The sequence below is a fragment of the Candidatus Saccharibacteria bacterium oral taxon 488 genome (assembly GCA_005697215.1).
Classification (GTDB): domain Bacteria; phylum Patescibacteriota; class Saccharimonadia; order Saccharimonadales; family Saccharimonadaceae; genus Nanosynbacter.
The window spans coordinates 194,072-220,114 of sequence record CP040003.1 but is presented as its reverse complement, the minus strand read 5'-3'; the positions used below and the strand labels follow the sequence as shown (position 1 = coordinate 220,114).

Below are 26,043 nucleotides of genomic sequence, written 5' to 3'. Positions count from 1 at the left end.
TATCTCGCTAACTTGACTGCTAACTTCACTAGTTTGAAAGCTTGGTGATTGTCAGGCTTGCGTCGCTAAGTTGCACACTCTGGAGGTCTGATACGACGATCAACTTTAGTTTGGTGCCAGCCGTGGCCCGCATCATCCGTGAATATGGCAGCGTCGAACGACGGACACCAGCTTGGTTAGATGACCACGTGCCCTCTGGACGATCACCGTTCACATCATTAACAATTTGGTAAATGTTACGCATCGGCGAGTTGTCAACGGTACGAATACTGGAACGGATGAAATATACACCGTCGCTTGGAATGGTATACGTGTGATTCACTGGATCCCAGGTGCCACCGCCGGTATTCGTGGTGATCGTTGTCATCGGAATGGCTGTATAAGTGTCAGCATTAATATTCACCGCCGTGATGTTACCATTACCGACACCGATCGAGCCAGCAAACATCGTTTCTTGCGGCAAGCTTCTCCACGCAACATCACAATCTGCCGCCGACTTTTTCATCAACACCTGACCAATTGACCCACCAGCCGGAATATTTGATCCGGTAAACGTCAGTCCAATATTTGGTGTACCATTGCCCGTAACGTTGAGCTTGGTCGAACATGGCTGAGTACTATTTGTCACATTGACTGTTGCATTTGCACCAGCTTCACCCTTTTCACCTTTATCACCCTTTTATCCTTGGGGACCAGCGTCGCCCTTCGGACCTTTAGCTCCAGGTGCACCGGCATCTCCCTTAGCTCCTTGCGGGCCGACAGGGCCAGTGTCGCCCTTGGCTCCTGACTCGCCTTTGTCACCCTTAGCGCCCTGTGGACCCCGTGGCCCCGCTGGACCAGTGTCACCTTTATCCCCCTTAACACCTGGTATACCCTGGGGACCGGGCAGGCCCTGAGGACCTACTGGGCCGGTGTCGCCCTTGTCGCCTTTTTGACCTTGAGCGCCTGTCGCTCCAGTATCACCTTTAGCGCCTTTGAGTCCTTGTGGGCCGGCGGGACCGACTGGACCTACCGGACCGGTATCACCTTTGGCTCCCTGAGGACCTGCAGGACCTTGTGGGCCATCATTACCTTTTTCGCCTTTCTCGCCTTTTTGGCCTTGTGGACCAGCTGGGCCCTGTGGGCCGGCAGGGCCAGTGTCGCCCTTCGGGCCTTGTGGACCAGCAGGCCCCTGAGAACCTTGTGCACCGGTTGCACCTTGAGACCCTGCTGCACCTTGCGGGCCAGCAGGACCTTGTGGACCGGTATCACCTTTATCGCCCTTCGGACCCTTCAAGTCAGATAATGCAATGAGGTTATTCCAAGTAGCATCACCCCTGTAGCGCCACTGTATATACAACGCGGTTTTCTGTAACTCGATCTCTCGCCCATCGTTACCAGCATCACCCTTTTGGCCTTGTGCGCCCGTCGCTCCAGTATCACCTTTAGCACCCTGTTGGCCGGCATCGCCCTTCTCGCCCTTGTCACCCTTAGCGCCGGCGTCTCCTTTATCTCCCTTGGCGCCAGTATCACCTTTGTCGCCCTTATCACCTTTTTGACCCTGTTGGCCAGTGTCACCTTTGTCGCCTTTGGGACCCTGTGGGCCAGCCGGACCGACGACACCATTGGCATCGCCCTTCTCGCCCTTGTCACCCTTTTGGCCCCGTGGACCAGCTGGACCCTGAGCACCGGTCGCGCCGGTGTCACCTTTTGGCCCGGTCGCACCGTTTTTACCATTCGCTCCATCCCGACCGTTAGCTCCACGCTGTCCTGTGTTCACACCGTTTTTACCATCTTTACCAGCAGCTCCGGCCTCACCAGTGTCACCCTTGTCACCTTTCTCGCCCTTGTCGCCTTTGTCACCCCGCAACTCAGAAAGAGAGATGATATCTTGCCAATCACCATCCATAAACTGCCACTGCACCTTGCCATTGCTTTGGCGTAGGCTAATCTGATCTGGACGAACCCCCTTGTAAAAGCGATTGCCGCCGCCCCACGGCCACCACCACAGCAGTAGAATGATTAGTATCGTGACGATAAATAAACATATTACCAGTTTACGACTCGCATATGTCTTATCTGAGCGCTCGTTCATATTGTATTATATCCCCTATTTGATCTTGCTATACGCCTATTTACCGTGATTATAGCATGAGCACATTCTAAAAGCCATAATTTTTATCAAAAATCGTGGGTAATTACGACAGGTCAGCCACAATTAAGTAGTACGGGCCAGTCATTCCCTCGCCATCAACCAACACTTCGCCTTGCTCAGGCTTATCCCCAGTCCCGAGATGGTGTGCGTCAGCGTCGGCTTACCCGAACCAGATTTGCCTAAAATCGCTACACTCGCCCCAGTGACCATACGCTTTTAACGACGAACTAAACCGCACTGATCGCGCCGCTCATCAGCAAAACAATGATCAGACCGCCCAGCCCGACTCGATACCAAATAAATAGCGAGAAGTCATTCCGCGCCACAAATTTGAGCAGCCATGATATCGCAATGTAGCCGACTACAAACGACACGATGGTCGCAAGTCCCGTCGCTGTCCAGCCGACACCGCCGGCAATGTGCTTTGAGGCGGTCAGCATCTCCAGCAGCCCAGCCGCCACCAGCGCCGGAATACCGAGGAAAAAGCTCAACTTCGTCACCGTCACTCGGTCAAATCCCCGCAGCAGCCCCACCGAGATCGTTGCTCCCGACCGACTGATACCCGGTATCAAGGCCAGACACTGCCCCACACCAATCGCCAGCGTATCTCGCCACGTTGTTTGTTGCTCACTGCGATGATTGGTTTTTTCTGAACGCTTATCAGCCCACCACATCACCAAACTCCAGCCAATCAACGCTACCGCCACAAACCACAAGCTACGCAGCACCGTCTCGACCTGATCCTTAAACAGTAGTCCAATCACTGCGATCGGCACCGAACCGATGATAATCGCCCAGCCATACACATAATCAAACTGTCGCCGCGCCCGCTTCCACCACAGCCCGCGCCACCACGCGCTTAGCACCCGCCAGATATCGCCCCAAAAATAGATGATCGCTGCCAAGATCGCGCCGATCTGAATTACTGCCGTGAACGCCGTCAGACTCGGATCATCAATTCTCATCCCCATCAACTTCTCGACAATCGTCAAATGTCCCGTCGAAGAAACCGGCAGAAACTCCGTCACGCCTTCAATGATGCCGAGGATGATCGCCTGCCACCACGCCACTTGCTTAATAACTCCTTATCATCCCTTCAGTGTAGCAGCTCAGTAAGCATTCGCCAACCTTCACGCTCACTATGCGTCACTTGATTGTGGTGCGGGCGATGGCGACAGCGGCCCGGACACATGCAGCCGCACAAACCCGAAGCAGTTGACATCAAGCTCTGGCGAGAGGCCAAACCACGTCGTGCGACAGCGATTACGCTGGTTTTCAACTCTGAGCACGAGCTTATCACCATCACGCACCGCCGACACTTTTGGCTGCTGACGCTTGCCCTTGAGGTCTATATAGCGCAGTTCAACCTTGATATCACCTCGGGTCGTATCCCCAAAATGCAACGACACATCCTCGCCCTCGACGTGGACATACTTCACGCCCTTCATATCACTTGGCAATTCAACCGGCACGACTTTTGTCAAGCGCTCCTCGTCACGTGCTAGCTCATTCGCCATACCTACACCAAACAGCGTCATTCCCGAAACTGATAGTGCTCCCACAACTAGCGCCACCACCGTCATAATCACCGATAGCCGCTTTAACGTCCACGTGAAAGCGCTGTGGCTCAATATCGCGCCCAGCCATACCGCCGCTACACCGCCAATAAATAAGGACACCCATAGACCCCACGCCCACGACTGCGCATAAAGCCCATCCAGCAAACCAATCACCGCGATGCCACTGACCGCCCCCACGATGAGTGCAATAAATAATCCCAGCGTTACCATGAGAATACCAACACCAAGAATAAATCGAAATACTTTTGCTGCCGTATGACCCGTGTTACTATTCCGCCCTACGGATGGCTCATTCCGACTGGCCTGACGCTTCAGCGAATCAAACGTTACCGCCTTGCCGCGCATCTGGAGCTTATCAGAAGCAGTCCGCGCCTCTGGAACTGACAGCCACATCACAATATAAATCAGTACCGCTGCACCAAAGGTAATAAATGGCGAGAAAATGAACAATAATCGTACCCACAAAGGATTGGTTCCCCAATAGGCAGCAATGCCCGCACATACGCCACCAATCAGCGCACGCTCCGTATCACGCATCAGCCGTCGCTCCGAACGCTCTGAACGCTCTGAACGCTCGGGCTCGTCATCGGTCTCCACCGTCTCGTCATCGTCCGAAAAATCACGCGGTTCGCCCATTTGTTTCTGCACCGCCAGGACGTCGTCGTGACTGATCACGCCATCCTTCGACACGCCGCGCTCCGCCAAAAGCTCCACCATTCGCGCCTCAATTTCGCGCATAGCCTCTGGCTCCGCATGCATATTTTTCTGGATTAAATTCAGGTATTTTTCCAATGATTTTTTAGCATCAACTTCCATACTAAACGGCGTTTTTGCCAAATGGATTCTGGTTATTTCTTTCATCGCTTTGCTCCTTTCTCGAGATTTTTCAGCGAATTATTTAACAGTTTTATCCGATCTTTCAATTCGTCCACCAATTGCTTGCCATTGTCAGTCAGCGAATAATATTTGCGCGGCGGACCTTGCTCGCTTTCCTGCCATTCGTGCTGCAAATAGCCGTATTTTTGCAAGCGGCTGAGCAGCGGGTAAATTGTCCCCTCAACCACCATCAGCTCCGACTCGCTCAATTGCTTCACAATATCGCCGGTATATTGCGGTTGTTTGGCGCAGACCAGCAGCACGCAGTAGACCAAAAATCCTTTACGCAACTGAATCGCCAAGCTTTCGGCATAAGCACTAACGTCCATGTTTCATCCCTCCCGGTACGGTTGATTTTTCGATACGCCCGTCTTTGATGATAATTTGATGATCGCATTTTTTCGCCAAATCAGCGTCGTGTGTCACCACGATCAACGTCACACCCTTTTGCTTATTATAATCAAACAACAATTCTTCTACTTTGGCGCCCGTTTCACTGTCCAAGTTACCAGTCGGCTCGTCAGCAAAGATGATTTGCGGATCACCGACAATTGCCCGGGCGATTGCCAAACGCTGCTTCTGCCCGCCCGACAAGTCTTTGGCGCGATTCTTGCGCTTGTCATACAAGTCCACCGCTTTAAGCGCTGCATTAATTTTATGTGCTCGTTTTTTCCGCGGCACCCGCGCAATTTCCAGCGGCAAACTGACATTATCAACCACACTTTCATTGCCTTGGACAAAAAAGCTCTGGAAGATAAAGCCGATTTTTTTAGCACGGAATTCATCGACACGCTTCGGCTTTAGCTGCAAGATGTCTTGCCCGTCGATGATCACCTGACCATGCTGTGGCCTGTCCAGCCCAGAGATCGCGTGCATCAGCGTCGATTTTCCTGAACCAGATTTACCGAGGATTGCCACGCTCGCTCCTGTCGGAATAGTCAAGCTGACATTTTTCAGCGCCGTAAATTGGTTTTTCTTTTTGCCGTAAATCTTCGTCACATTCTTTAGTTCAATCATGATCTCTCTCCTATTCCGTCCTTAATGCCTCAATTGGGTCTAGCTTTGTTGCTTTGCGGCTTGGCAACCAGCCAGAAATTATTGCCATCGCTACCAGTCCGATTACCAACAGTCCGATTTGCAGCGGATCAATTACTAGCAAATTAGTCCCGGCACCTAATTTTAAGAAGCTGGCAATCACTGGGTTCAGCAACGTCACCAAGCTTGCCAGTCCAACGCCAATCAAGCCGCCTAACAAACCAACCCACGCTGCCTCGTAGCGAAACAACTTGCCAATATCACGACCACGCATCCCCAGCGCCTTCATTAAACCAATTTGACTAGTTCGCTCCAGTACCGAAATATACATAGTGTTAATAATCCCGAACACACTGGCCAGCAGCGCCAAGCCGCCGAATCCTGCCAGTGCCACCTGCGCCACATTGACCATCGTTAGCAACGCCTTCCGGATATCCTGAATCGAATATGCGTTATAGTCCTTGCCAATCGCATCTTTAGCAGCATCAACATTTTTCTCATCATCCACCATAGCAATCGCCGTTGAATACTGATGCGGTTGGCTCTTATCATGGCTAAATTCATAGATAGCCTTAGCATCAGCCGTCGAAATCCTCAGCATTGGTTCATAAAACAAAACTGTGTCTGATTTTTTGTCCACTGCCGCAATCTTGAACGACGCCTCTTTGGCGACATCTCCACCCTGCGCTGCGCTGCGCACACCCAAGGTAATCGTCTGACCAATCGCCGACTGCGCATCCTTAAAACCTAACTGCTTCACATAATCATCTGGGATGATGATCTCACCTGGCTTTGGCATGAAATCTTCCAGTGACCCCGCCGCCAATTCTGCTCGAGTTCTATCCATTTTAACAGCCACAGTCAATGCAAATTTTTTATCACTGGCTGAGCTTTTAGCATAAGCAACGCCGTCAGTTGAATACGCCGGTGTTACCGTTTTTACGTGCGGTGTTCGTCGGATCTTCTCCAAATCCTTGTCATTGAGCAAATATTTGCTACGCGCCGCCGATGCTTTATTCTTGTCAGCCTCTTCTGCCGAACTGCCATACTCTGGCAATTGATCCTTCTTTTCGGCTTCAATTTTTTTACCAACCATAATCACTTTCTTGTCGCCAGCCGCATCGACTATGCTATTGGTATACAAACGGCCACCCTCGCCAGCCATCAGCGCCAGCCCAATCGTAAACGCCCCGACAGAAATTGCCAGCGATGTCAAAATTGTCCGACCCTTTGACTGGCGAAGATTCCGCCCCGCCCGCTTGATGATATCGATTCTTCTCATACTATGCTCCTTGCATTTTCATTATACATAGTACTATGTTATACAAGGTACTATAAAAAGTCAAGCTATTTACTATTTCTCGTCGTATTCATCCTCAATTTCCTGGTCCAAAATCTCTTCAATCACGTCCTCTAGCGTTACAATCCCCAGCTCCCTCTCGTCATCCATCACCACGAACAAATGGCTGCGCGTTTGAATAAATCGGCTGAGCACCGTGTCCAGCCGCGACCGCGCGTCGATGTCATGGATCTTATCACGGTATAGTTGACTAATCGGTAGCGGCAGCTCGCGCCCCACCACATCTTTGACATACAAAACCCCTACCAACCGTTCATCGTCACGCACCGGGATCCGCGAATATCCAGCATGCTTGATCTGTGCTAATAGTGTCGCGTCTAGCTCGTCATCCAAATCGACCGCAAACACCTCATCCATCGGCGTCACCAAATCACCAGCTGTCTTTTTACTAAATTGCAGCGCTCCCGCCGCGATCCGACTCTCGTCATAATCAACCGGACTGTCCGACCGCGCGGCATGCTCGTGAATAATCTGCTCCAACTCCTGATGTGAATACAGCTGTGGCGCTTCCTTGCCTAGCCAGCGGTTCAGCAGCTTGGACATCGGCCGGGCCAGCGGCCAAAATAACACATAAATCACATCCAGCAGCCAAAAGAAATGCCGCACAAAACGATAGCCGCGTTGCGTAAAAATCGCTTGCGGCAAAATCTCGCCAAACATGGTAATCAGCAATGTGGCAATCAGCCCACCAACCACGCCGTTCGTCATATTACCCAGCAAAATCGACATCGCGGTATTCACCCCAACATTACCCAGCAAAATACAAAATATCAGATAATAGCCATCCTTGCGGTAGCGATATACCCGCGCAGCGATCACATCGCCCTGCCGGGCCTTGCGCCGCAAATCATCCGGCCGCGCCATCATCAGCCCAATATTAAGACCTGAAAACGACCCTGACAGCACCAGCAGCACTACCGCCATCATTAGTAATAAAACGTCAGACACGGTTACCAGCCGCCGCCTCCGCCGCCACCTCCGCCACCGCCAGCAAAGCCGCCACCAGTTGAGCCACCCGTCGAGGACTCAAAGGAACTGACGCTTACGGCCGTACTCGACAAACTACTCATTCCTGCCGAAAATACTGCCGCATTAAACGCGCCTTGGCCGCTGTACCAATCCGGTTGCTCGCCGACCTGCTCATAGTACTTACCCAGCTGCGCACTCCACTCTTTTTCCTGCCCAAACAACACCGCGTACGGCAGTACCCGCTCGTACAACTTCACTAATTGTTTCTCATCAGCCGCATCAACCTTTACTTTTTCCGCGCCCTCAGGACTCTGCAGCATCTGCAAACGCTCGACCTCAGCCACGCCAATGTACCTCTTCAGGCCCGCCAGATGCCGCCTGAGCGCCAGACCCTTGTCGGTCAGCACCTTACCAAACGACAGGTAAAACACCATCCCCGCCAGCACCAAGAGCGCCGGCGACAGCAATAGCACCGCAAAAATGCTGATAATTATCGCATACCGTCGAAATCGTCGGGTATGCTGCAGCTCGCGCGCTTGCAAACCATAGTCGTCAATGAGCCGCCCTTTCATTTGCTTTGCGCTGTAGCGTACTCGCGCCGCATATGGCGCATTGTTACGCAGCGTTTTTAGATTTAACCGCTTACCAACTCTCGGCAAGGAGCCAAATATATTCCTCAGCATTTCTTGCTCCTCGGCCAGGAGTTTGCCCGGAGCTTGTATCACTTTCACTTCGTACTCAGCTGTTCGCCATGTCGTACGCGGCTTCACCTCGATAACCTGAATGTAGTGGCGCACCGCCAGGTCTATCATTTGTGCCGCCATCACCGACCCCTTGACCATATGAAACGGCTGCACCAACTTGGCCGACGTCGTCACGCTCGTACCTCGCGGTGGCAAATACTCCGGCGGAATTGGCTCCAGTTCTTTACGGCGACCAATCGACCGATAATAAGCCACGATGATCACCCCCGCCAATATCAGCGCCACCGCCAGCAACACCAATTGTAATTTCGCCCACCAATCGATCAGCTGTTCCATGAATGACATCTGATACGCCGCAAACGTCCCCGGCGCAAATCCGACCGCGATCGTCACGCCCGCCTGATTTGGCAGTGCGCGGGCTGTTGCCGTCAACGTATCACCCTGTTCACGCACCTCGCAGCGCTGATTACTACCAAACCGACCCTGATAACACTGGAGGTTCGTTCGTTTAGCGGCCACCAGCTCGGGACTCAGCTTGAGCGTCACCGATGCTGACTGAATTGGCACCTGCCAAGCAGTGCCGATCGCATCCCAATAAAACTCCTGTTTACCCGTATCGTGATATAATTTCGTCACGTCCCGCTGCGTATAGGTAATGACATAGGTCTTTTTGCCCTTGACGTAGATGTCTTTGTTGCCAATTCTCAGCTCATCATTATGCCACGTATACTCCAGTGGCGTACCTCGCTCATCCGTCACTGATTCCAGCGTAAAGTGAGTCGGATGTTTATCATACTGCTTGACGAACACCGGTGCAATACCATGGTTCTGCCGTGGTGGAAAGTCCGCAGTAATGATCAATTTGGTACGCAGTGTCGAACGCTGTTCACTATCGCGCCCCAGTTCCATGTCGACAGTATAATTACTAATCGTAAAATTATTTGCCGCCTGTGCCGTTGACCCGAACCCAACCAACAACACAATCGCCGCGACCATCCCAAAGAAAAACCGTCTCATATGTTAATTATATCACTTATTACTGATGCGCTTTTAATAATATTATCGCCAATGGCCTTGCAAAGATGAAGCATTTATTGGATAATGGAGAACGATGTTCAAGGATACGCTGCTAACAAGAGATGAAACCCCGACGCCCCCAGAGACCTCGACGTCCTCATGGGAAGTAGACCTGCCCAGTTGCTATGACAACCCAACTCAAGCAAAGGAGCTCTACCATGACGCCCGTTCATGGGTGGCAGAACTAAGGGGCAGGACGGAGCCCCCAGTCTATCCACTCCGTACCCTGATGAATGTGGTTAATGTGGCTGATTTAATCCGTGATAACTACCCAGAGAGAGCATATAATCTCGAGGATGCGCTGAAGGAATTAGAGCTTGAGCCCGGTGAGCTTTCTAAAGAAATGCAGAAGTGTCTCGGCCGAGTAGCTCTAGCAATACACAACTTTTATCATCCAAAAACCGACGCTGCACCAGCAGAAACAATCATGAAGCAGTTTAATCAGCAAAACTTGCCGATACAAGATGATATCATACTCCAACAGTTATCTGGAAGTGGGTCTCAGCAACTGACTGACACTAAAAGAAGTACGGAGACAAGCACACCGAGCCGTACAGAAGAAATTAAAAATAACGACAAGACAGCGTATATTTAGAAAGCAACATACACTGTCGCGTATACTATATCGCATCTTTCGTAACGTATTTTAAGCAACAAACTGTTGCAAATATCGCCTCAAGATCCTACCGCAGCGCCACCACCGTATACGCCAACTCACCTTTTGGCGTGTTGATCGTTACCGTATCACCAACCGCCTTGCCCATCAACGCCTGGCCAATCGGCGACTCATTCGAAACCTTCCCCTCTAGCGGATCCGCCTCGACCGGCCCAACGACGGTATAAACCACTGTCTTGCCATTCGCCTCCAGCTCCACTGTACTACCCAGCACCACTGTCGAACTACCGCCGACCTGGATAATACTTGCATTCTGCAAAATTGTTTCGATCTCAGTGATGCGCGTTTCTAACAGCCCTTGGGCCTCACGCGCTGCGTCATACTCTGCGTTTTCGCTCAAATCGCCAAAATCCCGCGCCGCCGCGATTTTATCAGCGATCTCACCGCGCCGACTTTTTAGCTCCTCCAGCTCTCGTTCTAGCTCACGCTGGCCACTCTCGGTAATCTGATATACCTTATTCATGTTACTCTCCTCACTCCATATATAGCGTCTACAAAAACAAAAAGTGCTATATATAGCGCTTATCCATATGGTTATTTAAGTCTCTACGAGTATAGCAATCACCCCAAACCATGTCAATACATGACGGAGCCCCTGGTGCAATCTGGCCTCCGTCGTACATATCAGACAATGTGATCACCCGCGCTCCAAACAAAAGGCGACGAGTTGCTGATAATCCAGCTTCTTTGTCTCACCAGTTGCCCGCTCGGTCAGTTCAAATAACCCATCGCTATCAATCGCTCGCTCGCCAATCGTAATCCGCCATGGCAGACCCATCAACTCCGCATCGGCGAACTTGACACCCGGCCGCTCAGCCCGATCATCCAGCAGCACTGCCACGTTCTTTTCCGCCAGCTCGGTATATAATGTACTCGCTAGCTCCTGACCCTTATCACCAATCGCCACCACATGAACCTTGAACGGTGCGATATTCTCCGGCCAGACCAACCCCTTATCATCCGACATTTTCTCGGCAATCACACCCATCACCCGCGTGATACCAATGCCGTAGCTTGCAAGGTAAATCGGATGCTGCTTGCCATCTTCACCGGTGTACATGATACCCATCTGCTCAGCTTTTTCGGTACCAAATTTAAAGATATTACCCACCTCCGCACTGACAACTGGCAGTAGATCATCTCTACTGATACCCAATTCCTTGGTAGCATCATCCAACACTTCTTCGTTGACAGCTACCGTCTGGTCAGCATTGACATACAGTGTATCCTCACCCGCTTCACATATCGTCTGAAACTCGTGACTAAACTTAGTAAACGCCCCGCCGCCAGCAAACGTCACAAATGTACTATCACCAATGCCAAACCGCGCATAACAGCGCTTATACGCCTCGATAACCCGCTCATAATACTGATCCATGTCCTCCTGTGTGGCGTGCAGGCTGTACATATCCTTCATGACAAATTCACGGCCACGCATAATACCGCTCTTTGATCGCAGCTCATTACGCAACTTGGTCTGAAACTGATACACACTAACCGGTAGATCCTTATAGCTTTTAACATATTGTTGCATCATTTCCATAATCGCTTCTTCGTGGCTCCAGGCTAACCCCAGCTCAGTGTCGTCTTGCAAGCGAGTTTTGAACCACACATCGACCACTTCATCACTCCAGCGACCAGTTGCCTCCCAGGTCTCGCGGCGCTGCAAATTCGTCATGATCAATTCTTGACCACCAATCGCATTCATCTCCTCACGGACAATTTGTTTGATGTTTTCCAGCACGCGCAGCCCTAGCGGCGTGTACGCATACACACCCGCCATCACCTTATACACAAATCCCGCCCGGATGAGGAGCTGGGCATTTTTCGACACTTCGTCCGCCGGCGCGGTCTTGGCCGTTTTGGTAAATAGTTGTCTCATTCGCATCTTACATTCCTCCGATAAGCGGCAGCAGCGCCGACTTTAGTTGCTCTAAAAGGTTTGGATTAACGTACAGCGCATAAAAGGCAATGCTGTTTTTCGCGATATGCATTAAAACTGGCACCCAGATCGCACCGGTATACTCCCGCGCTAGGCTCATCACGATACTCAGTACAAAGGTGTCTGCCGCGACCGCCCACTGCAACGACCCGCTGCCTCCCCACAAATGCGCCGCCCCAAACGTCAGGCTAGTAATCAAAACTGCCAGCCAAACTGGTGCCGTCCGCCGTAGTTTACCATACAAATAACCGCGGAATAATAGCTCCTCCGCCACCGGCGCCAACACTGCTATCGTCATAAACGCCGCGATATATTGCCACTGGGCACCGAGCATCGACTGCGAGAATGGCAGTGCTTGTGGCTGGTGAATATCAATTGCTATCAGTTTAGTCACCACTGTTAAAAACACCGCTGAACAAATCGTGTATACAATAAAGGCTGCCGGTGTAATCACCACGTCCCACCACGACGGCCAATCGGTCACTCCCATTTCTTTCAGTGTCGTCCGGCGGCGACGGACATAAAACGGCAGGCCTACCACCAAGATCACCGCCAGTACATACACAACAACCGATCCCGTCGCGTTCAGCAGCACCTCATTTACTGAACCAAGCGGCACGCCAACACGGCTAAGCGCCCACACTAGGCCAAGCACAATTAACTGCGCCATCCAAAACGCCGCATACGTCCACACTGGCAGCGCGATGAGCAGCCACCAATTATGTTTATTCAGCCGCCCCTTTGTCGACTGGGTTTTTTCACTTCTCGCGAGCTTTCTCATATTTTATCCCCTTAATACCTTCGTGATGTCACTCCATGTCACTAAAACCGTCAGCGCCATTAGCACCAAAAAACCGATGCCTTGAATCGTTTCCTCACGCTCTTTGGTTAATTTCTTCTTGAACAATTTAAAGCCCGCCATCGTGAACCACCGCCCGCCGTCCAGCGCCGGAATTGGCAGCACATTCATCACCGCTAGCGTCAGCGAAATGATTGCCGCCAGCAATAAAATCTGCGTCACACCAGAGCTCAGCACCGCCGGAAACAGCACACCCAAGATACCGACCGGCCCGGCCACGCTTTCGCCAACTGCCGCCAGATCAGCCTTGGCCGCCTGGCGAGATTCTGGCGAACCAAATAACTGCCCGATCGTCCCGTTGATCGTTTTTACAAGGATCGAGCCAACGCCCGCCACCGTCTCATACGTCAATTGCCCCGTAGTCACCACTGCTGCGATTGGCGCCGACCAAGTACTGTGAATCGTCTGCGTCTGTTGCGGGCCGACACCGAGATAGCCGCCATTTTTTGCTTGGTCGGCAGTTTGCAATTTGACCTGCTTGGTGAGTGTCTGACCGCCGCGCACCAGCTCAATCGTGACTTCGCGACCAGCTTGCGCTTTTGTAGCTGCCGACAGCTCCGCTGGTGTTGCCACATTATGATCGCCGATCTTTCGCACCTCATCGCCACGCTGAAGGCCAACTTTCTCCGCTGGCGAACCTGGCGTCACTCGCGCCACCGTCAACGCCGAACGCTCCACCCGCGAATCAAACGGCAGCACCGCTTGCTGTGGTAAAATTTTTGGCATCCCCACGAGCGCCAATATCATGAACAGCACGACGGCCGTCAGCCAATTCATCATCACGCCAGCTAGCAAAATCTTGGTCTTTACCCAAAAGGTAGCGCCGCCATACGTCCCCGCGCCCTCGGCCGAATCGTATTCACCCTTCAGCTTGACGAACCCGCCGAGCGGCAACCAGTTTAGACTAAACACCACATTCTTGCCGAGAAAGCTCTTTTTAGGCCGCCATTTTTTTGCAGCCGGTGGGAAGCCGATACCGAATTCCTCAACCACCACACCATTACGCCGCGCCACGATCGCGTGACCCAATTCATGCACCACTACCAATAAAACCAGTATGATCAGCCCAACCAAAATTCCAATGAACACCATTATTACCCTCCAAAGCGCCGATTACGTTTTTTGTACTCGTCCAGAATGAACTCCACATCTTTTGTTGTCATGTCTGGCCAGTTTTTCTCGATGAACATTAGCTCGCTATATGCCGCCCGCCACAGCATGAAATTACTCAATCGCTGTTCGCCGCTTGTTCGCACAATAAGGTCACACGGCGGTACTTCTGGCGCATATAAGTTCTGAGCGATCAGTTCTGGCGTCACAGCTTCGGCCGCCACGCCCGACTGAACAATTTTTTTAACCGCGTCGGCAATTTCCAAATGTCCGCCGTAATTGAGGCACAAAAGCAGCTCACCACCCGTCAAATTCCGCGTTCGCTCCTCGGCTCGCTCAATCGCTTTTCGTAAGGTCTCTGACAGCCCCTCGCGTGAACCAATCACCCGCATCCGCACATTATGCTCCAAAAATATTGGCACGTCCGACTCCAGCACCTTGAGTAGCAGACCCATCAAATGCCCGACCTCCTCCTCGGAGCGCTTCCAATTTTCTGTACTGAACACATACGCGCTGGCATACTTGACGCCACGGCGCAACGTCTCTAGTAGCACATCCTTCAGACTATTGTATCCCGCCAAATGTCCCTCATACGCTGGCAGGCCGTGCTGCTTCGCCCAGCGGCGATTACCGTCAACGATAAAGCCAACGTGCCTCGGCAATTCCGTTTTTTCACTCATGTTTCACCCTCCACTCATCAATCAACCTCACATCCTGTATATCTTTTTCGCGCCCGCGCCAGTTTTTCCAGCGGCGCAGAAAATCTAGATTGACAAACTTCACACCGTCATATTCCACCGCGTAGTCCAGTAGCTCGTCGTACTCAACGACTCGCCCGTCAATCTCCCAGCCATCCCAAACTTCCACTGATCCATCACACTTCACCAAATACTGGCGTTGATGTTTATCGACTTTTTCAATCCAGCCATCATCATGAGCAAGCTTTTCCAGCACCTCGCTACGAGCTGCCACATCAATATCAATAGACTGGCGGATTCCTAATTGATCCAAAATACCGCTACCAATGATAATGATCTGATCCAGCGGCAGCCCTAACTCTTTTACGCGCTTGGCAAACGTCTGATTCATCAAACCGTCAACACATCCTTTTCTTTTGCCTTAAACGCTTCGTCAATTTGTGCCTGCACCTTACTCATCAGCGCATCAATCTCCTTCTCGACTCGCTTATAATCATCCTCGCCAAGCTCCTTGGCATCCTTCATCCGCTTGGCATCCTTCAGAGCATCCTGGCGAATTGTTCGCATAGCGATCCGCGCTTCTTCGACCTTTTCGCTCACTTGCTTGACTAATTGCTTGCGGCGCTCCTCGGTCAATGCCGGCACCGGCACGCGCACCACTCGCCCGTCATCGGACGGATTAAAGCCCAAACTCTGATTATCGCGAATCGCTGCCGAAATCGCCGTAATATTACTCGGATCAAATGGCGTCACCAGCAGCATCTGCGCCTCCGGCGCCGTCACATTTGCCACCTGGTTCAGCGGCATCCGCGTCCCGTACGCCTCTACCATCACGCCGTCCAGCATTCCGGCATGCGCCCGGCCCGTCCGCACCTTTTTTAGCTCGTCCTGAAAATGACTAAACGCCTGCGCCATTTTATCCTCATATGGTTGTGTGTCAAACATATTTCCTCCCGTTATCTGTCATCCATTATAACAGACTAGTGGCAAGGTTGTCTGCTTGACTTATCCAAACATTCATGCTAAAATTAAAACGTTAACGTATAACTAAATAAAAACTTAGAAGATGGCCTGCGATATTGAGCGACTAACGCAAACTGGAGAGACGGAAGCGTCACTGCTTAGTCCTGAGGAAGTTGCAGCACGCAACAGTGGCTATAATGCAGACCTTTACGGTAATCTCCCGGATGGTATTAACGAACCTACCGGCGACGTGGAAACACCAGGCGACCAAGACGAAAGTCGTGAGTTCTTCGGTGAGGCTACCGCGATCGCTGCTGAGAATAATAAGACTCTTGATGCCGACAAGGAACACCCCAATGGCTTTAAGACCGTAAAAGTTAGGTACGGGGGACAGGAATTCACCATCTGCCGTGCAGAAGACTGGTATATGGAGGAGCACCCCGAAACACCACGAGTAACCATTGAATTTCCGCCAGTACCTATTGATTACCTGGGCGTCACCGGCACTCACCACGTCAAGCTCATCGAGAGCGCACCCGACACGTGGGAATGTGTCATCGAAAACGATATTACTAGTGGTAACGAGCAAGACCTACCGCCCGAATATAGAAATATGCAACGTCCACTTTCGCTGCATGAAACCCAAATCAAACATAGCATTCTCTCTCATCCAGGACTCATTGATCCAGAAGACCAAAAAAATCTCCGACGGGTAGCCGATCCTTATGCGGAACTAACCTCGCCAGAAGAAGCCGCGTGATATAATTATCATCAGTGATAACACAAATCAAACTATATCATTTTCGCTCCTACGGCCTCTATGAGACAACGCTCGCACCGAGCGGCACCGTCATCGTTGGACCAAACGGTACGGGCAAGACAAACTTGCTCGAAGCGATATATGTCGCCCTCCGCGGTAGCAGCTTTCGTGGCAGCCTTGCTGACTGTATGCAGCACGACCAAACGCAAACCATCATCTACCTCGAAACCGATAACACCTCTCGACGCCTCCAGCTGCTCCGCACGGCTGACGGCACGATAAGCAAAGAATTTACGATTAACGATAGCCGCAGCAAACTCCTTCCCCGCAAACATCGCCTGCCGGTCGTTCTGTTTGAGCCGAGCGAGCTACGACTCATTTCCTCCTCGCCATCGCGGCGACGGGATTTTTTGGATGGCATGTTGTCACGGTTGGATACTCAGTACGACACCACTCTCCGCGCCTTTCACCGAACCTTGTTACAACGTAATGAACTACTCAAACACCCCCACGAGACAACCCAAAACTGGCGTGATCATCTCTTTGCCTGGGACATTAAGTTCGTCCAGCTAGCGACCCACATCGCCCAGGCTCGCGCTAAATTCTTGACTAAGCACGAGGCGGCGCTGAGTAGTTTATATGCAGCGCTGGCGGGACGCAAGACAGCTTTTGCAGCTGCTTATCAAGCCAGTGCATCGCTTGATCGATACGAACAGTCGCTCCTTGATCGCCTACAGCGTGCCCGCGACTATGAGATCGCTACAGGCCACACCTCGGCCGGACCACACCGCGAAGATTTTACTACTTTCCTCCACAACCAGCCGGCCATCAAAGTTGCCTCACGCGGTGAAATGCGTACTATTATGCTGGCTTTCAAACTGCTCGAGCTGGAACTGCAGACAAAAGCTAGCCAATCGCGGCCGCTCATCCTCCTGGATGATGTGTTTTCTGAACTAGATGCCACTCGCGAAAAACTCCTCCAAGAAACCATCCAACATCATCAATTCGTAGTCACCACCACCGACGCCCGCCACCAGAGGGATGATTGCCTGATAATCTCAACACGCTAAAATCCCGCCATTTTGGCGGGATTTATCATGCTGAGCCAAAGCGTAACGATGTTACTCGCTCACACCCAGCTCGATTCGCCTAAACTGACGCACCACGATGTTTTCGCCGAGCTTAGCGATCGCTTCCTTGACGTGCTGCTCAACTGTCTTAGAGTCATCCAAGATGTACGCCTGGCTCATTAATACTTGTTCGACAAAATGCTTTTTCAATTGACCTTCAACAATCTTCTCGCGCATCTCTTCAGGCTTACTTGCTAGCGCCTCGCTGGCCATTAGCTCTGTCCTAACCCGCTCCATTTCCTCAGCCGAAATGTCCGCCTCGGAAACATACTTCGGACTCATGGCTGCAATTTGCATGGCAATTTCGTGCGCCAACGTCTTGAAATCATCCAGCCGCGCCACGAAGTCGGTCTCACAGTTCACTTCAACCACCACGCCAATTCGACCCGAGTGCACATAGCCCTCAATCAAGCCCTCACGCGCCTCGCGGTCACCCTTTTTCTCGGCTTTGGTCAAGCCTTTTTTACGCATCGCCTCCAGCGCCTTGTCAAAATCGCCATCAGTCTCGACCAGCGCCTTCTTTGCATCAGTCAAGCCCACGCCAGTCAATTCGCGCAGCTTTTTAATGTCGTCAACTGAAACTCCCATCCTATTTCTCCTCTTTTTTCACTGGTTTTTCTTCAGCTTTCACGCTACCCGCACCCTCAGCTACAGCTGCCGTGAAGTAGTCAAGCAGCTGCTGGATGCTCTTGATCGCATCGTCGTTGCCTGGGATGACGTAATCAATACCCGTTGGATTGACATTAGTATCAACCACGGCAAACACCGGCACGCCCAGAGCCTCTGCCTCGCACACTGCGTTCGCATCAGTCAGCGCGTCAACCACGACCACGGCGCCTGGCTTACCCATCAAGTTCTTAATGCCACCGTATTTGAAATTCAGGTTATCAATTTCCTCCTGGAAGCGCTGCACCTCTAGCTTGTTGTAGCGCTTTTCGAGGTCACCCGACGCCATACGCTTCTCGAGGTTCTTCAACTTCTTGATCTGCTGAGCAATCGTTGCGCCGTTGGTCAGCATACCGCCGATCCAGCGTTCAACCACGTACGGCTGGTTGATACCCTCGGCCGCTTGACGCACCACATCCTTGGCTTGTTTTTTCGTACCGACGAAAAGCACCTTTTTACCGCTAGCGGCAATTTTCGTCAACTCCGGCAGCGCTCTCTCTAGCGCCTCAGCCGTCTTTGCCAAATCAATGATATGGCTATCTTGGCGTTTTGAATGGATGTATGGCGCCATCTTTGGGTGCCAGCGACTGGTCTTGTGTCCGAAATGAACACCAGCCTCAAACAAAGCTTTCATGTCTACTGTTACAGACATTAGATTACTCCTTTTCCTCGCCCGCCGCTTTTGGAGCTGCGGCGAGCTGTGTCGTTATATTTAGTTGCCTCGTCATTTTAACACGAGTCGACACCAAAAGCAATCAGTTACTGAGCAGAGCGAGATACCATGAACTTCTCTAACTCTTGCTCAAGCTCGAAGACCTCATCACTTGAAGAAGAGAGCTTTTGAACAATAAGTCGATCCTGCCCCGGTTTCACAACCTGCATCTCGACAGATTGACCATTCTCCTCCGTCGGATCATTGCGACGTAATTCTGATTGAACTACATCACCACTTGTTTGACCAATTTCAAAATAGTTAATTGCGTCGCCATCCACAAAAGCACCAAATACACAGTTCTCACCCCACGCTAAGTCCTTTGCAGTTATACCTGGCGCCGGCTCCTTAATAAGGTTTCCCGCGACCTTAAACAATAAGATCGAACCAACCTTTGACCCGTCTCTCCCAACAGAGCCAGGCCCATAAGCATCAAGCGCTACAACTGAAGTATTTACTTCCATTGGCACGACAAGAGAGTTGTCGACGACACGTTCGTGGGGATTAAACAGTTTTACACTAACAGTACCACAAGCCCCAGGAGATAGGCTCACGTCAAGAGCTTTCTCAAGTGCATTACTAAGACGCGATAATGCATTGCCACTAAAAGGATTAATATCACCTTCCTCGCAGCCATCCGGGTAATCTAGTATTTCACCAACAACCTGCGCCCTTTCTTTTTCCTTATTGCGCCGAAACGCTTCCTCTGCCAACTGGTTGAGATTATGCCTACCCCAAATATTTGGCTGCCTTCCCTTGTCCATGTCGTGTAACTCCTTGGTTTTTTAGCTATCGGAGTCAACTATACTCTCTCTCTTGATTTGTCAAGTATATTACAATATTTTTGATGATTTACAAGCATAATTGTTGAACAGCCCTTGCCAAACGACGAGTATAGCTCCAGTATGCAGCTGCACTGGTGGCGGTATTTGCAATACCCGTGCTTTTTTGCTAAAATACCAAGGTTATGAAAAGCAGTATTCACCCACAGAACTATCGCCCAGTCGTATTTAGCGACGATCAAGCGGGCTTCGCGTTCTTGACCCAGTCAACAGCGCAAACCACGGATACCATCGTTTGGGAAGATGGCAAAACCTATCCACTTGTCAAGGTGCACATCTCTAGCGCCTCGCACCCATTCTTCACCGGCGAAGAAAAGATCATCGACACCGAGGGTCGCGTTGACCGGTTCAAGGCACGCCAAGCAGCCGCCGAGGCTCGCAAGGCAGCCCTAGCCAACAAAGCCAAGAAGGCTGCCGCCAAAAAAGCCGCCAAGGCAGCAGACGATGACACAGACGACACGAAGAAGAAAGCGGCTGCACCTAAAGTAAAAACTAAGAAGGTTAAGAAATAGCCCTAACTTATCAATACTTTTGGTATCACGTAATAGCTCCGCCAAAACGGAGCTATTACATTAGGCTGCGTTACGTCGGTCTATGCTAGCTCTTGCTAGCTTCTTTGAGTCCGTTATTAAAGTGCTCCATCATATGCTCAAGCCTCCGTAGATACGCCAGCCCTCCCACGTCCCTCCGATACAACGTACCTGGTTGCCGCACGCCATTTTCATCAATAGCAACATATTCGACGATACCATCAGGCGAAATCCATCGTATAGCACCGTCAGTTTTTGTCACCTCATAATCACCAGTATACCCACGACCGTCCTTCTCTCTTCGTAGGTAATTTGTGAGTTCAACCTCCTTTATCAAGCCCGTCGTGGAGTCATAAGCAGTTGACGTGCGAACACGCCGAGCGTCATGATCCGTACCTCCAACGCTACGCTCCTCAACCATACCAATAATCGATCCACCGTTGAGCCCCTTAGCGATAAAATCACCGTAACGCGAAACCTGCTTCACTATCATCTCCTCAGCTAGAGATGAAAGGTCATACATCGCTGGTAGCCACTTCTCTGTCGAGGCATCGCCTTTCTTCTTTAATATATACTCACTGGCACTTGTAACCATCTTAGCAACAAACTCAGGGGACCCCACCTTTGTCTCTGGGAGGCCTGAGCCATCTTTCAGTTCTGCTATGCGCGGCTCGTCAAGGGCTAAACTCGCTAACTTCCTTTCCGTCTGCCGGCGTGTATGTTCAGCATTTTCTTCTTGTGCTATCTCCTAGGCCTTCTCGACATTACGAACCCGCCCAAAGTTTGTCCCGAAAGCTCCATTGATTGTACATTTTAATGATTTGGCCATAATTTTTATTTTCCTTATCTTTGCTACTGCAATACGTGATGTACCAATGGTCTACATATTACTCTATTTTTCTTTATTTGTCAAGTATTTTATCATACTATCGGTATTTTACTAGTAAGCCCGCCACCCCCCACCAATATGCTATAATAATCCATATGACAAAAATCTCTCTCGACCTCGAGGCGTTGAAGGCGGAGCGGGCAGCGCTGGGTGATTTTTTGGCGCGTCCCGACGCGTATGGCTCGCCGGATTTCACAAGTAAAAATAAGCGGTTCTCAGAACTGGAGACGCTTATTGCCAAGGGCGAAGAGCGAGCAACGTTAGAGCAAAATCTACGTGATGCCAAAGAATTAGCGAATGATGGCGGCGAATTGGCAGAATTGGCAAAAGCTGAAATCACTGAAACTGAAGCGCGTCTGTCAGAGCTGGAAGAAGAGTTGTTTATCTTACTGACACCCAAAGATCCAAACGACGAGAAAAACATCATCATAGAAATCCGCGCTGGCGCTGGCGGCGACGAAGCCTCGTTATTCGCGGCGGAATTATACCGCATGTATCTACGCTGGTGCGAAGCTAACGGCTATAAAACCGAGCTGATTAGCGAATCCGCCAACGATTCTGGCGGTTACAAAGAGGTTATTTTCATGGTCAAGGGCGATGCGCCATATGCCAAATTGAAATTTGAAGGCGGCGTCCACCGCGTCCAGCGTATCCCAGTCACCGAAAGCCAAGGCCGCGTCCACACTTCCACCGTCACCGTAGCGGTGTTACCAGAAGCCGAGGAAACCGATGTTGAAATCAACGCCAATGATCTACGCATCGATATTTACCGCTCCAGTGGCCATGGCGGTCAGAGTGTCAACACTACCGATTCAGCAGTGCGCATCACTCACCTGCCGACTGGCATCATCGTCACTAACCAAGACGAAAAATCGCAGATCAAGAACCGCGAAAAAGCCATGAGCGTGCTGCGTTCGCGCTTGCTGCAGATGAAAATTGATGAGGAGAATGCTAAATTAAGCGCTGAACGGCGTTCGCTAGTCGGCACTGGCGACCGCTCCGAAAAAATCCGCACCTACAATTTCCCGCAAGACCGCATCACCGACCACCGCATTCACTACAGCCGCAGCAATATCCCCGCGGCGATGAACGGGGATATTGACGATTTGATTGAGCAACTGCAGCGGTACGAGCGGGAGTTGAAGGCGAAGAACACTACCTAGCGTGACCCACCTACCCGTTAATTATTGATTGTCATCTGCATCGCGTAATAGGGCAATTCTTGCGAGTATCTGCTGTTTCCGTTTAGGGTACATTATTCCCTCGGCATATTCTCTCTTGTAGATATCTTTCAATTGCGCAATAATCTCTTCCCGTACCTGCTGAGAAGCGTAATAAGGTAGCTCAGGAAGACCAGCAGCAGCATGATCTTCACTATCTGATTCTCTCACTAGGCGTGCCCTACGCCTCGCATCCAACTCAGGGCCATCAAAGCCAGGAGGGGCTGAGATGGGGAGTTCAGTAAAGCCTGTATCCACTCCTTCAAGGTACTTCTCTCCCTCTTCAAGAAAAAGATCCTGTTGAAGCTCAAAATCATTTGGGTCGTCAGTAAGATAGAGACTGCTGTTATAGCCATTATAGTAGTCAGGATTATAATGTGCCACGTGTTCACATCCTTTCATTTAAAAATATAATTTGTTGCACGAATCGTATATTACTCTCTCTCTCTCTTGATTTGTCAATACTTTTTACAACTTTCTAGCTATTTTGCAACCACAACCACTTTACTCATTCCTAGCTATGTAGTATAATTAACAACATGAATATAGCAACCTGGCTAAAGAACGCCGCTAAACGGTTAAAAGCTACCGGTATCACATCGGCGCGGTTGGACGCCGAGCTGATACTGGCTAACACCTTGCGGAAAAACCGGACGTACCTTCATGCGCACCTGGATGAGGAGATTGATCCGCGACGGGTTGATATCGCCGATGCCAGGCTGAGCCTGCGGCTTGATCGAGTACCGATGGCATATATTTTGGGTTGTAAGGAATTTTACGGACGGAAATTTATTGTTTCGCCAGCTGTCCTGGTGCCGCGGCCGGAGTCGGAGGAGATGATTATTCTGTTCTTGGCGCTGACAGCCGGTGAAATCGCGCCAAAGACGCTGATTGATGTTGGTACTGGTTCGGGCTGCCTCGGTATTACAGCGGCGCTAGAGCGACCGTCCCTGCGGGTTATTCTATCTGACATTAGTCCGCGAGCCTTAAAAGTTGCCGAGAAAAACGCGAGCAATTTGCAGGCGCGGGTGACGCTACAGCAACAATCGCTCCTTTCCGGGCAGATTGAGCCGGTAGATTATATCTTTGCTAATCTGCCGTATGTTGATCGGGACTGGGATGTTTCACCAGAACTGCGCCACGAACCCGCCGAGGCGTTATTCGCAGCGGATAATGGGCTGAGGTTGATCGAGACACTGATTGAGCAAGCGCCGCGCCACATAACAGCGGGCGGTCTGCTCTTTCTAGAGGCCGACCCGCGACAGCACCAGGCAATTCTCCATCAAGCAAGGCACCACGGCTTTCACGAGGTAGAGACGCGCGGCTTTATCATCGTCCTACGCTTTGTAAGCACCAAGCGTTAGCTTGACCTTCTGTTCCTTGCCGTCGCGCAGGATAGTCAGTTCTACTGTCTCGCCCGGCAAGAACTCAGAAACAAGACTGCCGAGGCCACCCTGCTCGCCGATTAGCTTGTCATTCACCTTGGTAATGACGTCGCCGTCCTTGATGCCTGCTTTATCTGCCGGCCCGCCAGCGACGACCGCCGATTTGTCGCGTGAACCACCGACATAGGCGCCGCTTTTGGCGGATAGTTTATACTCGGCACGCACCTCAGGCGTGATAGCGATATATCGCACGCCGATATACGATTTCTGAATTTTTCCAGATGCCAACACGCTGCGGACTAGCCCCTTGGCAGCACCGATCGGAATCGCAAAACCTACGCTTTGTGCATCCGAGACAATCGCTGTGTTGATGCCGATAACCTGGCCCGACATGTTGAGGAGTGGCCCACCAGAATTGCCCGGGTTAATCGCGGCGTCGGTCTGGAGCAAATCAGTCAAGCTCTCGGCTTCGCCGCTCCGCTCGCTAGTGGACGCCTGAACCGGCCGACCCTTGCCCGAGATGATACCCATCGTCACAGTATTTTGGTAACGACCCAATGAATTGCCGATTGCAATCACTTTCTGACCGACACGAACGGTACCTGAGTCACCCAGGGTGGCCGCTGGCAGATCATTAACGCCGTTAATCTTGAGAAATGCCACGTCGTTGAGTGGGTCGGCTCCAACAAACTTAACATCGGTATATTGCGTGCCGTCGCTGCTCACAATTTCAACACGATCAGCGTCCTTAACAACATGCTTATTTGTCAAAATATAACCGTCCTTACTAATGATAATGCCCGTACCAGCACCCTGCCGCACGTCGCTATACGAAAAGGACCGACCGTTTTTGGTTGTAACAATTGAGACTACGCTTTTAGAAACGCGCTGCACCACCTCGCTAACATCGGCTTCGTCTCGCGATATAACCCGGTTGCCATCAGCCACCGGCTGTGGAGATTGCTTCGTCAACTGAAGCGTTAACCACGACCCAAATGCCGCTGAACCAAACGCCAGCCATATGCCCGCAATGATACATATACTTATCAGCGCAATCTTCTTGCGGCGGTTCGGTTTTGGCTGGTTGGTTAGATTCGCTTCTTGCTCCATAGGTTTACTCCAATTTTATAATTTATAGTGTCACCGAGTTAAAGAATAGTAAGATAGTTAGGATGAGTGCCGACGCCAAGATAGCTGGGCCAGCAACTTCAGCAACAACGATCGTTTTATGCTTATGCCAAGAAGTATAAACACGCTCAGCTACGAATGACAGCAGTATAAAGATAATCGTCGCCTGTGGTAGTTGCAGCGCGTTTACCCCAAGCAGCGCATAGCCAAACGTCCAGTAATGCGCCAGCCAGCCAATCTCCGCAAACACCAGCCCCCAGGCTAGACTGAGTACAGTAATCTGCTCCTCACGAAACGTCGATAGAAAATGCCGAGCCGTACCATAGCCAATAATTAGCGCACCCAACACGACCACCGCGGCCGGCCATTCATGTGACACTGCAAACAGCGCTGCCGTACCGATAAACACCGCGAGTCCCGCCTGCAGCGTCATCTGCCAGCGCTTTGACAGCGGCTTGATGGCAACAAGCCACGCTGCATAAAATACCGCTAGTGCGATTCGTAGCTCCAACGTCGCCTGCGGCGCGTACATCAGCGCCACCACACCGAGACCAACCACTACGTCAACCAGACTTCCTTGAATATTCGTTAGCCAAAACTTAGGGCGCACCGACAATGTCCGCCACTTACTTAGTAGCACCAGCACAATCGCCGCCAACGGATAATGAATCTCCTGCGACATCCAGAACAAGACTGCCACCATCCCTAGATTGAGCGCGTAATAAGCAATATTACTGAGAAGCGACCGTCGCCTGGCTGTTTTTTTCAGAAACTCCATTGCCACCCTATTATACCAAA

Annotated in this window: 29 protein-coding genes; 6 read left to right on the top strand and 23 right to left on the bottom strand. The window is 51.2% G+C overall.

From position 1 onward, the window contains the following. Nucleotides 1-28: 28 nt before the first annotated feature. From FBF24_01105 to FBF24_01065, 9 genes are all read right to left on the bottom strand, one after another. Complete coding sequence (locus FBF24_01105; protein ID QCT40491.1) at nucleotides 29-628, bottom strand: hypothetical protein; 600 nt, start codon at nucleotides 626-628, stop codon at nucleotides 29-31. A gap of 51 nt (nucleotides 629-679) precedes the next feature. Continuing rightward, nucleotides 680-2,074, bottom strand: a complete 1,395-nt coding sequence (locus FBF24_01100; GenBank protein ID QCT40490.1) for a hypothetical protein — start codon at nucleotides 2,072-2,074, stop codon at nucleotides 680-682. Nucleotides 2,075-2,361: 287 nt separating this feature from the next. Further along, nucleotides 2,362-3,204, bottom strand: coding sequence for an undecaprenyl-diphosphate phosphatase (locus tag FBF24_01095; protein ID QCT40489.1), 843 nt, complete (start codon nucleotides 3,202-3,204; stop codon nucleotides 2,362-2,364). Nucleotides 3,205-3,273: 69 nt separating this feature from the next. After that, nucleotides 3,274-4,575, bottom strand: coding sequence for a PspC domain-containing protein (locus FBF24_01090; GenBank protein QCT40488.1), 1,302 nt, complete (start codon nucleotides 4,573-4,575; stop codon nucleotides 3,274-3,276). Beyond that, nucleotides 4,572-4,919, bottom strand: a complete 348-nt coding sequence (locus tag FBF24_01085; GenBank protein QCT40487.1) for a PadR family transcriptional regulator — start codon at nucleotides 4,917-4,919, stop codon at nucleotides 4,572-4,574. The genes FBF24_01090 and FBF24_01085 overlap by 4 nt, the downstream gene beginning before the upstream one ends. Beyond that, entirely contained in the window at nucleotides 4,909-5,607 is a 699-nt protein-coding gene (locus tag FBF24_01080) for an ABC transporter ATP-binding protein (GenBank protein ID QCT40486.1), read from the bottom strand. Before FBF24_01080 ends, FBF24_01085 begins: the two co-directional genes overlap by 11 nt. A 10-nt stretch (nucleotides 5,608-5,617) precedes the next feature. Beyond that, nucleotides 5,618-6,907, bottom strand: coding sequence for an ABC transporter permease (locus tag FBF24_01075; GenBank protein ID QCT40485.1), 1,290 nt, complete (start codon nucleotides 6,905-6,907; stop codon nucleotides 5,618-5,620). 72 nt (nucleotides 6,908-6,979) lie between these two features. Beyond that, the gene (locus FBF24_01070) at nucleotides 6,980-7,933 is read right to left on the bottom strand and encodes a DUF21 domain-containing protein (GenBank protein QCT40484.1); all 954 of its coding nucleotides are present in this window, start codon (nucleotides 7,931-7,933) and stop codon (nucleotides 6,980-6,982) included. A 2-nt stretch (nucleotides 7,934-7,935) separates the two neighbouring features. Continuing rightward, a complete protein-coding gene (locus FBF24_01065; GenBank protein QCT40483.1) occupies nucleotides 7,936-9,675 on the bottom strand; it encodes a DUF2207 domain-containing protein in 1,740 nt (579 codons plus the stop codon). Nucleotides 9,676-9,979: 304 nt separating this feature from the next. Here FBF24_01065 and FBF24_01060 point away from each other — a divergent pair, with 304 nt between their 5' ends. Beyond that, complete coding sequence (locus FBF24_01060) at nucleotides 9,980-10,330, top strand: hypothetical protein (protein ID QCT40482.1); 351 nt, start codon at nucleotides 9,980-9,982, stop codon at nucleotides 10,328-10,330. Between the two features lie 88 nt (nucleotides 10,331-10,418). Here FBF24_01060 and greA read toward each other — a convergent pair whose 3' ends face one another. The 7 genes from greA to FBF24_01025 form a co-directional block, all read right to left on the bottom strand. Further along, the gene (gene greA, locus FBF24_01055; GenBank protein QCT40481.1) at nucleotides 10,419-10,874 is read right to left on the bottom strand and encodes a transcription elongation factor GreA; all 456 of its coding nucleotides are present in this window, start codon (nucleotides 10,872-10,874) and stop codon (nucleotides 10,419-10,421) included. Between the two features lie 174 nt (nucleotides 10,875-11,048). Continuing rightward, nucleotides 11,049-12,299 carry a prolyl-tRNA synthetase gene (locus FBF24_01050; GenBank protein QCT40480.1) on the bottom strand — a complete coding sequence of 417 codons (1,251 nt, stop codon included), beginning with the start codon at nucleotides 12,297-12,299 and terminating at the stop codon, nucleotides 11,049-11,051. Between the two features lies 1 nt (nucleotide 12,300). Beyond that, nucleotides 12,301-13,134 carry a CPBP family intramembrane metalloprotease gene (locus FBF24_01045; protein ID QCT40479.1) on the bottom strand — a complete coding sequence of 278 codons (834 nt, stop codon included), beginning with the start codon at nucleotides 13,132-13,134 and terminating at the stop codon, nucleotides 12,301-12,303. Between the two features lie 3 nt (nucleotides 13,135-13,137). Further along, nucleotides 13,138-14,304 carry a PDZ domain-containing protein gene (locus FBF24_01040; protein ID QCT40478.1) on the bottom strand — a complete coding sequence of 389 codons (1,167 nt, stop codon included), beginning with the start codon at nucleotides 14,302-14,304 and terminating at the stop codon, nucleotides 13,138-13,140. A 2-nt stretch (nucleotides 14,305-14,306) separates the two neighbouring features. Next, nucleotides 14,307-15,002, bottom strand: coding sequence for a di-trans,poly-cis-decaprenylcistransferase (gene uppS / locus FBF24_01035; GenBank protein ID QCT40477.1), 696 nt, complete (start codon nucleotides 15,000-15,002; stop codon nucleotides 14,307-14,309). Next, complete coding sequence (locus FBF24_01030) at nucleotides 14,995-15,411, bottom strand: hypothetical protein (protein QCT40476.1); 417 nt, start codon at nucleotides 15,409-15,411, stop codon at nucleotides 14,995-14,997. Before FBF24_01030 ends, uppS begins: the two co-directional genes overlap by 8 nt. Beyond that, nucleotides 15,411-15,965, bottom strand: coding sequence for a ribosome recycling factor (locus FBF24_01025; protein QCT40475.1), 555 nt, complete (start codon nucleotides 15,963-15,965; stop codon nucleotides 15,411-15,413). The genes FBF24_01030 and FBF24_01025 overlap by 1 nt, the downstream gene beginning before the upstream one ends. 121 nt (nucleotides 15,966-16,086) lie before the next feature. On the opposite strand from FBF24_01025, the gene FBF24_01020 reads away from it, so the two are divergent. Then, entirely contained in the window at nucleotides 16,087-16,743 is a 657-nt protein-coding gene (locus FBF24_01020) for a hypothetical protein (protein ID QCT40474.1), read from the top strand. A 14-nt stretch (nucleotides 16,744-16,757) separates the two neighbouring features. Then, nucleotides 16,758-17,813 (top strand): DNA replication and repair protein RecF, encoded by a 1,056-nt coding sequence (gene recF / locus FBF24_01015; protein ID QCT40473.1) that lies wholly within the window; start codon nucleotides 16,758-16,760, stop codon nucleotides 17,811-17,813. A gap of 51 nt (nucleotides 17,814-17,864) precedes the next feature. On the opposite strand, the gene tsf is transcribed toward recF, so the two are convergent. The 3 genes from tsf to FBF24_01000 all read right to left on the bottom strand — a co-directional run bounded on the left by tsf (nucleotide 17,865) and on the right by FBF24_01000 (nucleotide 20,015). Continuing rightward, a complete protein-coding gene (gene tsf, locus FBF24_01010) occupies nucleotides 17,865-18,461 on the bottom strand; it encodes a translation elongation factor Ts (protein QCT40472.1) in 597 nt (198 codons plus the stop codon). A 1-nt stretch (nucleotide 18,462) separates the two neighbouring features. Continuing rightward, complete coding sequence (gene rpsB / locus FBF24_01005; protein QCT40471.1) at nucleotides 18,463-19,191, bottom strand: 30S ribosomal protein S2; 729 nt, start codon at nucleotides 19,189-19,191, stop codon at nucleotides 18,463-18,465. A 107-nt stretch (nucleotides 19,192-19,298) separates the two neighbouring features. Next, the gene (locus FBF24_01000; GenBank protein ID QCT40470.1) at nucleotides 19,299-20,015 is read right to left on the bottom strand and encodes a hypothetical protein; all 717 of its coding nucleotides are present in this window, start codon (nucleotides 20,013-20,015) and stop codon (nucleotides 19,299-19,301) included. Nucleotides 20,016-20,218: 203 nt separating this feature from the next. Between FBF24_01000 and FBF24_00995 the strand changes: the two genes are divergently transcribed. Next, nucleotides 20,219-20,605, top strand: coding sequence for a type B 50S ribosomal protein L31 (locus FBF24_00995; protein QCT40469.1), 387 nt, complete (start codon nucleotides 20,219-20,221; stop codon nucleotides 20,603-20,605). Nucleotides 20,606-20,690: 85 nt separating this feature from the next. On the opposite strand, the gene FBF24_00990 is transcribed toward FBF24_00995, so the two are convergent. Further along, complete coding sequence (locus tag FBF24_00990; GenBank protein QCT40468.1) at nucleotides 20,691-21,218, bottom strand: hypothetical protein; 528 nt, start codon at nucleotides 21,216-21,218, stop codon at nucleotides 20,691-20,693. Nucleotides 21,219-21,607: 389 nt separating this feature from the next. Between FBF24_00990 and FBF24_00985 the strand changes: the two genes are divergently transcribed. Next, on the top strand, nucleotides 21,608-22,675 hold the full coding sequence (locus tag FBF24_00985; GenBank protein QCT40467.1) for a peptide chain release factor 1: 1,068 nt from the start codon (nucleotides 21,608-21,610) through the stop codon (nucleotides 22,673-22,675). Nucleotides 22,676-22,696: 21 nt separating this feature from the next. Here FBF24_00985 and FBF24_00980 read toward each other — a convergent pair whose 3' ends face one another. After that, the gene (locus tag FBF24_00980) at nucleotides 22,697-23,134 is read right to left on the bottom strand and encodes a hypothetical protein (protein ID QCT40466.1); all 438 of its coding nucleotides are present in this window, start codon (nucleotides 23,132-23,134) and stop codon (nucleotides 22,697-22,699) included. Nucleotides 23,135-23,271: 137 nt separating this feature from the next. Here FBF24_00980 and prmC point away from each other — a divergent pair, with 137 nt between their 5' ends. Further along, entirely contained in the window at nucleotides 23,272-24,096 is an 825-nt protein-coding gene (gene prmC / locus FBF24_00975; GenBank protein QCT40465.1) for a peptide chain release factor N(5)-glutamine methyltransferase, read from the top strand. Here prmC and FBF24_00970 read toward each other — a convergent pair. Both FBF24_00970 and FBF24_00965 read right to left on the bottom strand, forming a co-directional pair. Continuing rightward, nucleotides 24,070-25,227: a PDZ domain-containing protein gene (locus tag FBF24_00970; protein ID QCT40464.1), complete on the bottom strand. Its 1,158-nt coding sequence runs from the start codon at nucleotides 25,225-25,227 to the stop codon at nucleotides 24,070-24,072. The two genes, prmC and FBF24_00970, sit on opposite strands and share 27 nt — an antisense overlap. Nucleotides 25,228-25,249: 22 nt before the next feature. Further along, the gene (locus tag FBF24_00965) at nucleotides 25,250-26,023 is read right to left on the bottom strand and encodes a hypothetical protein (GenBank protein ID QCT40463.1); all 774 of its coding nucleotides are present in this window, start codon (nucleotides 26,021-26,023) and stop codon (nucleotides 25,250-25,252) included. Between the last annotated feature and the right edge of the window lie 20 nt (nucleotides 26,024-26,043).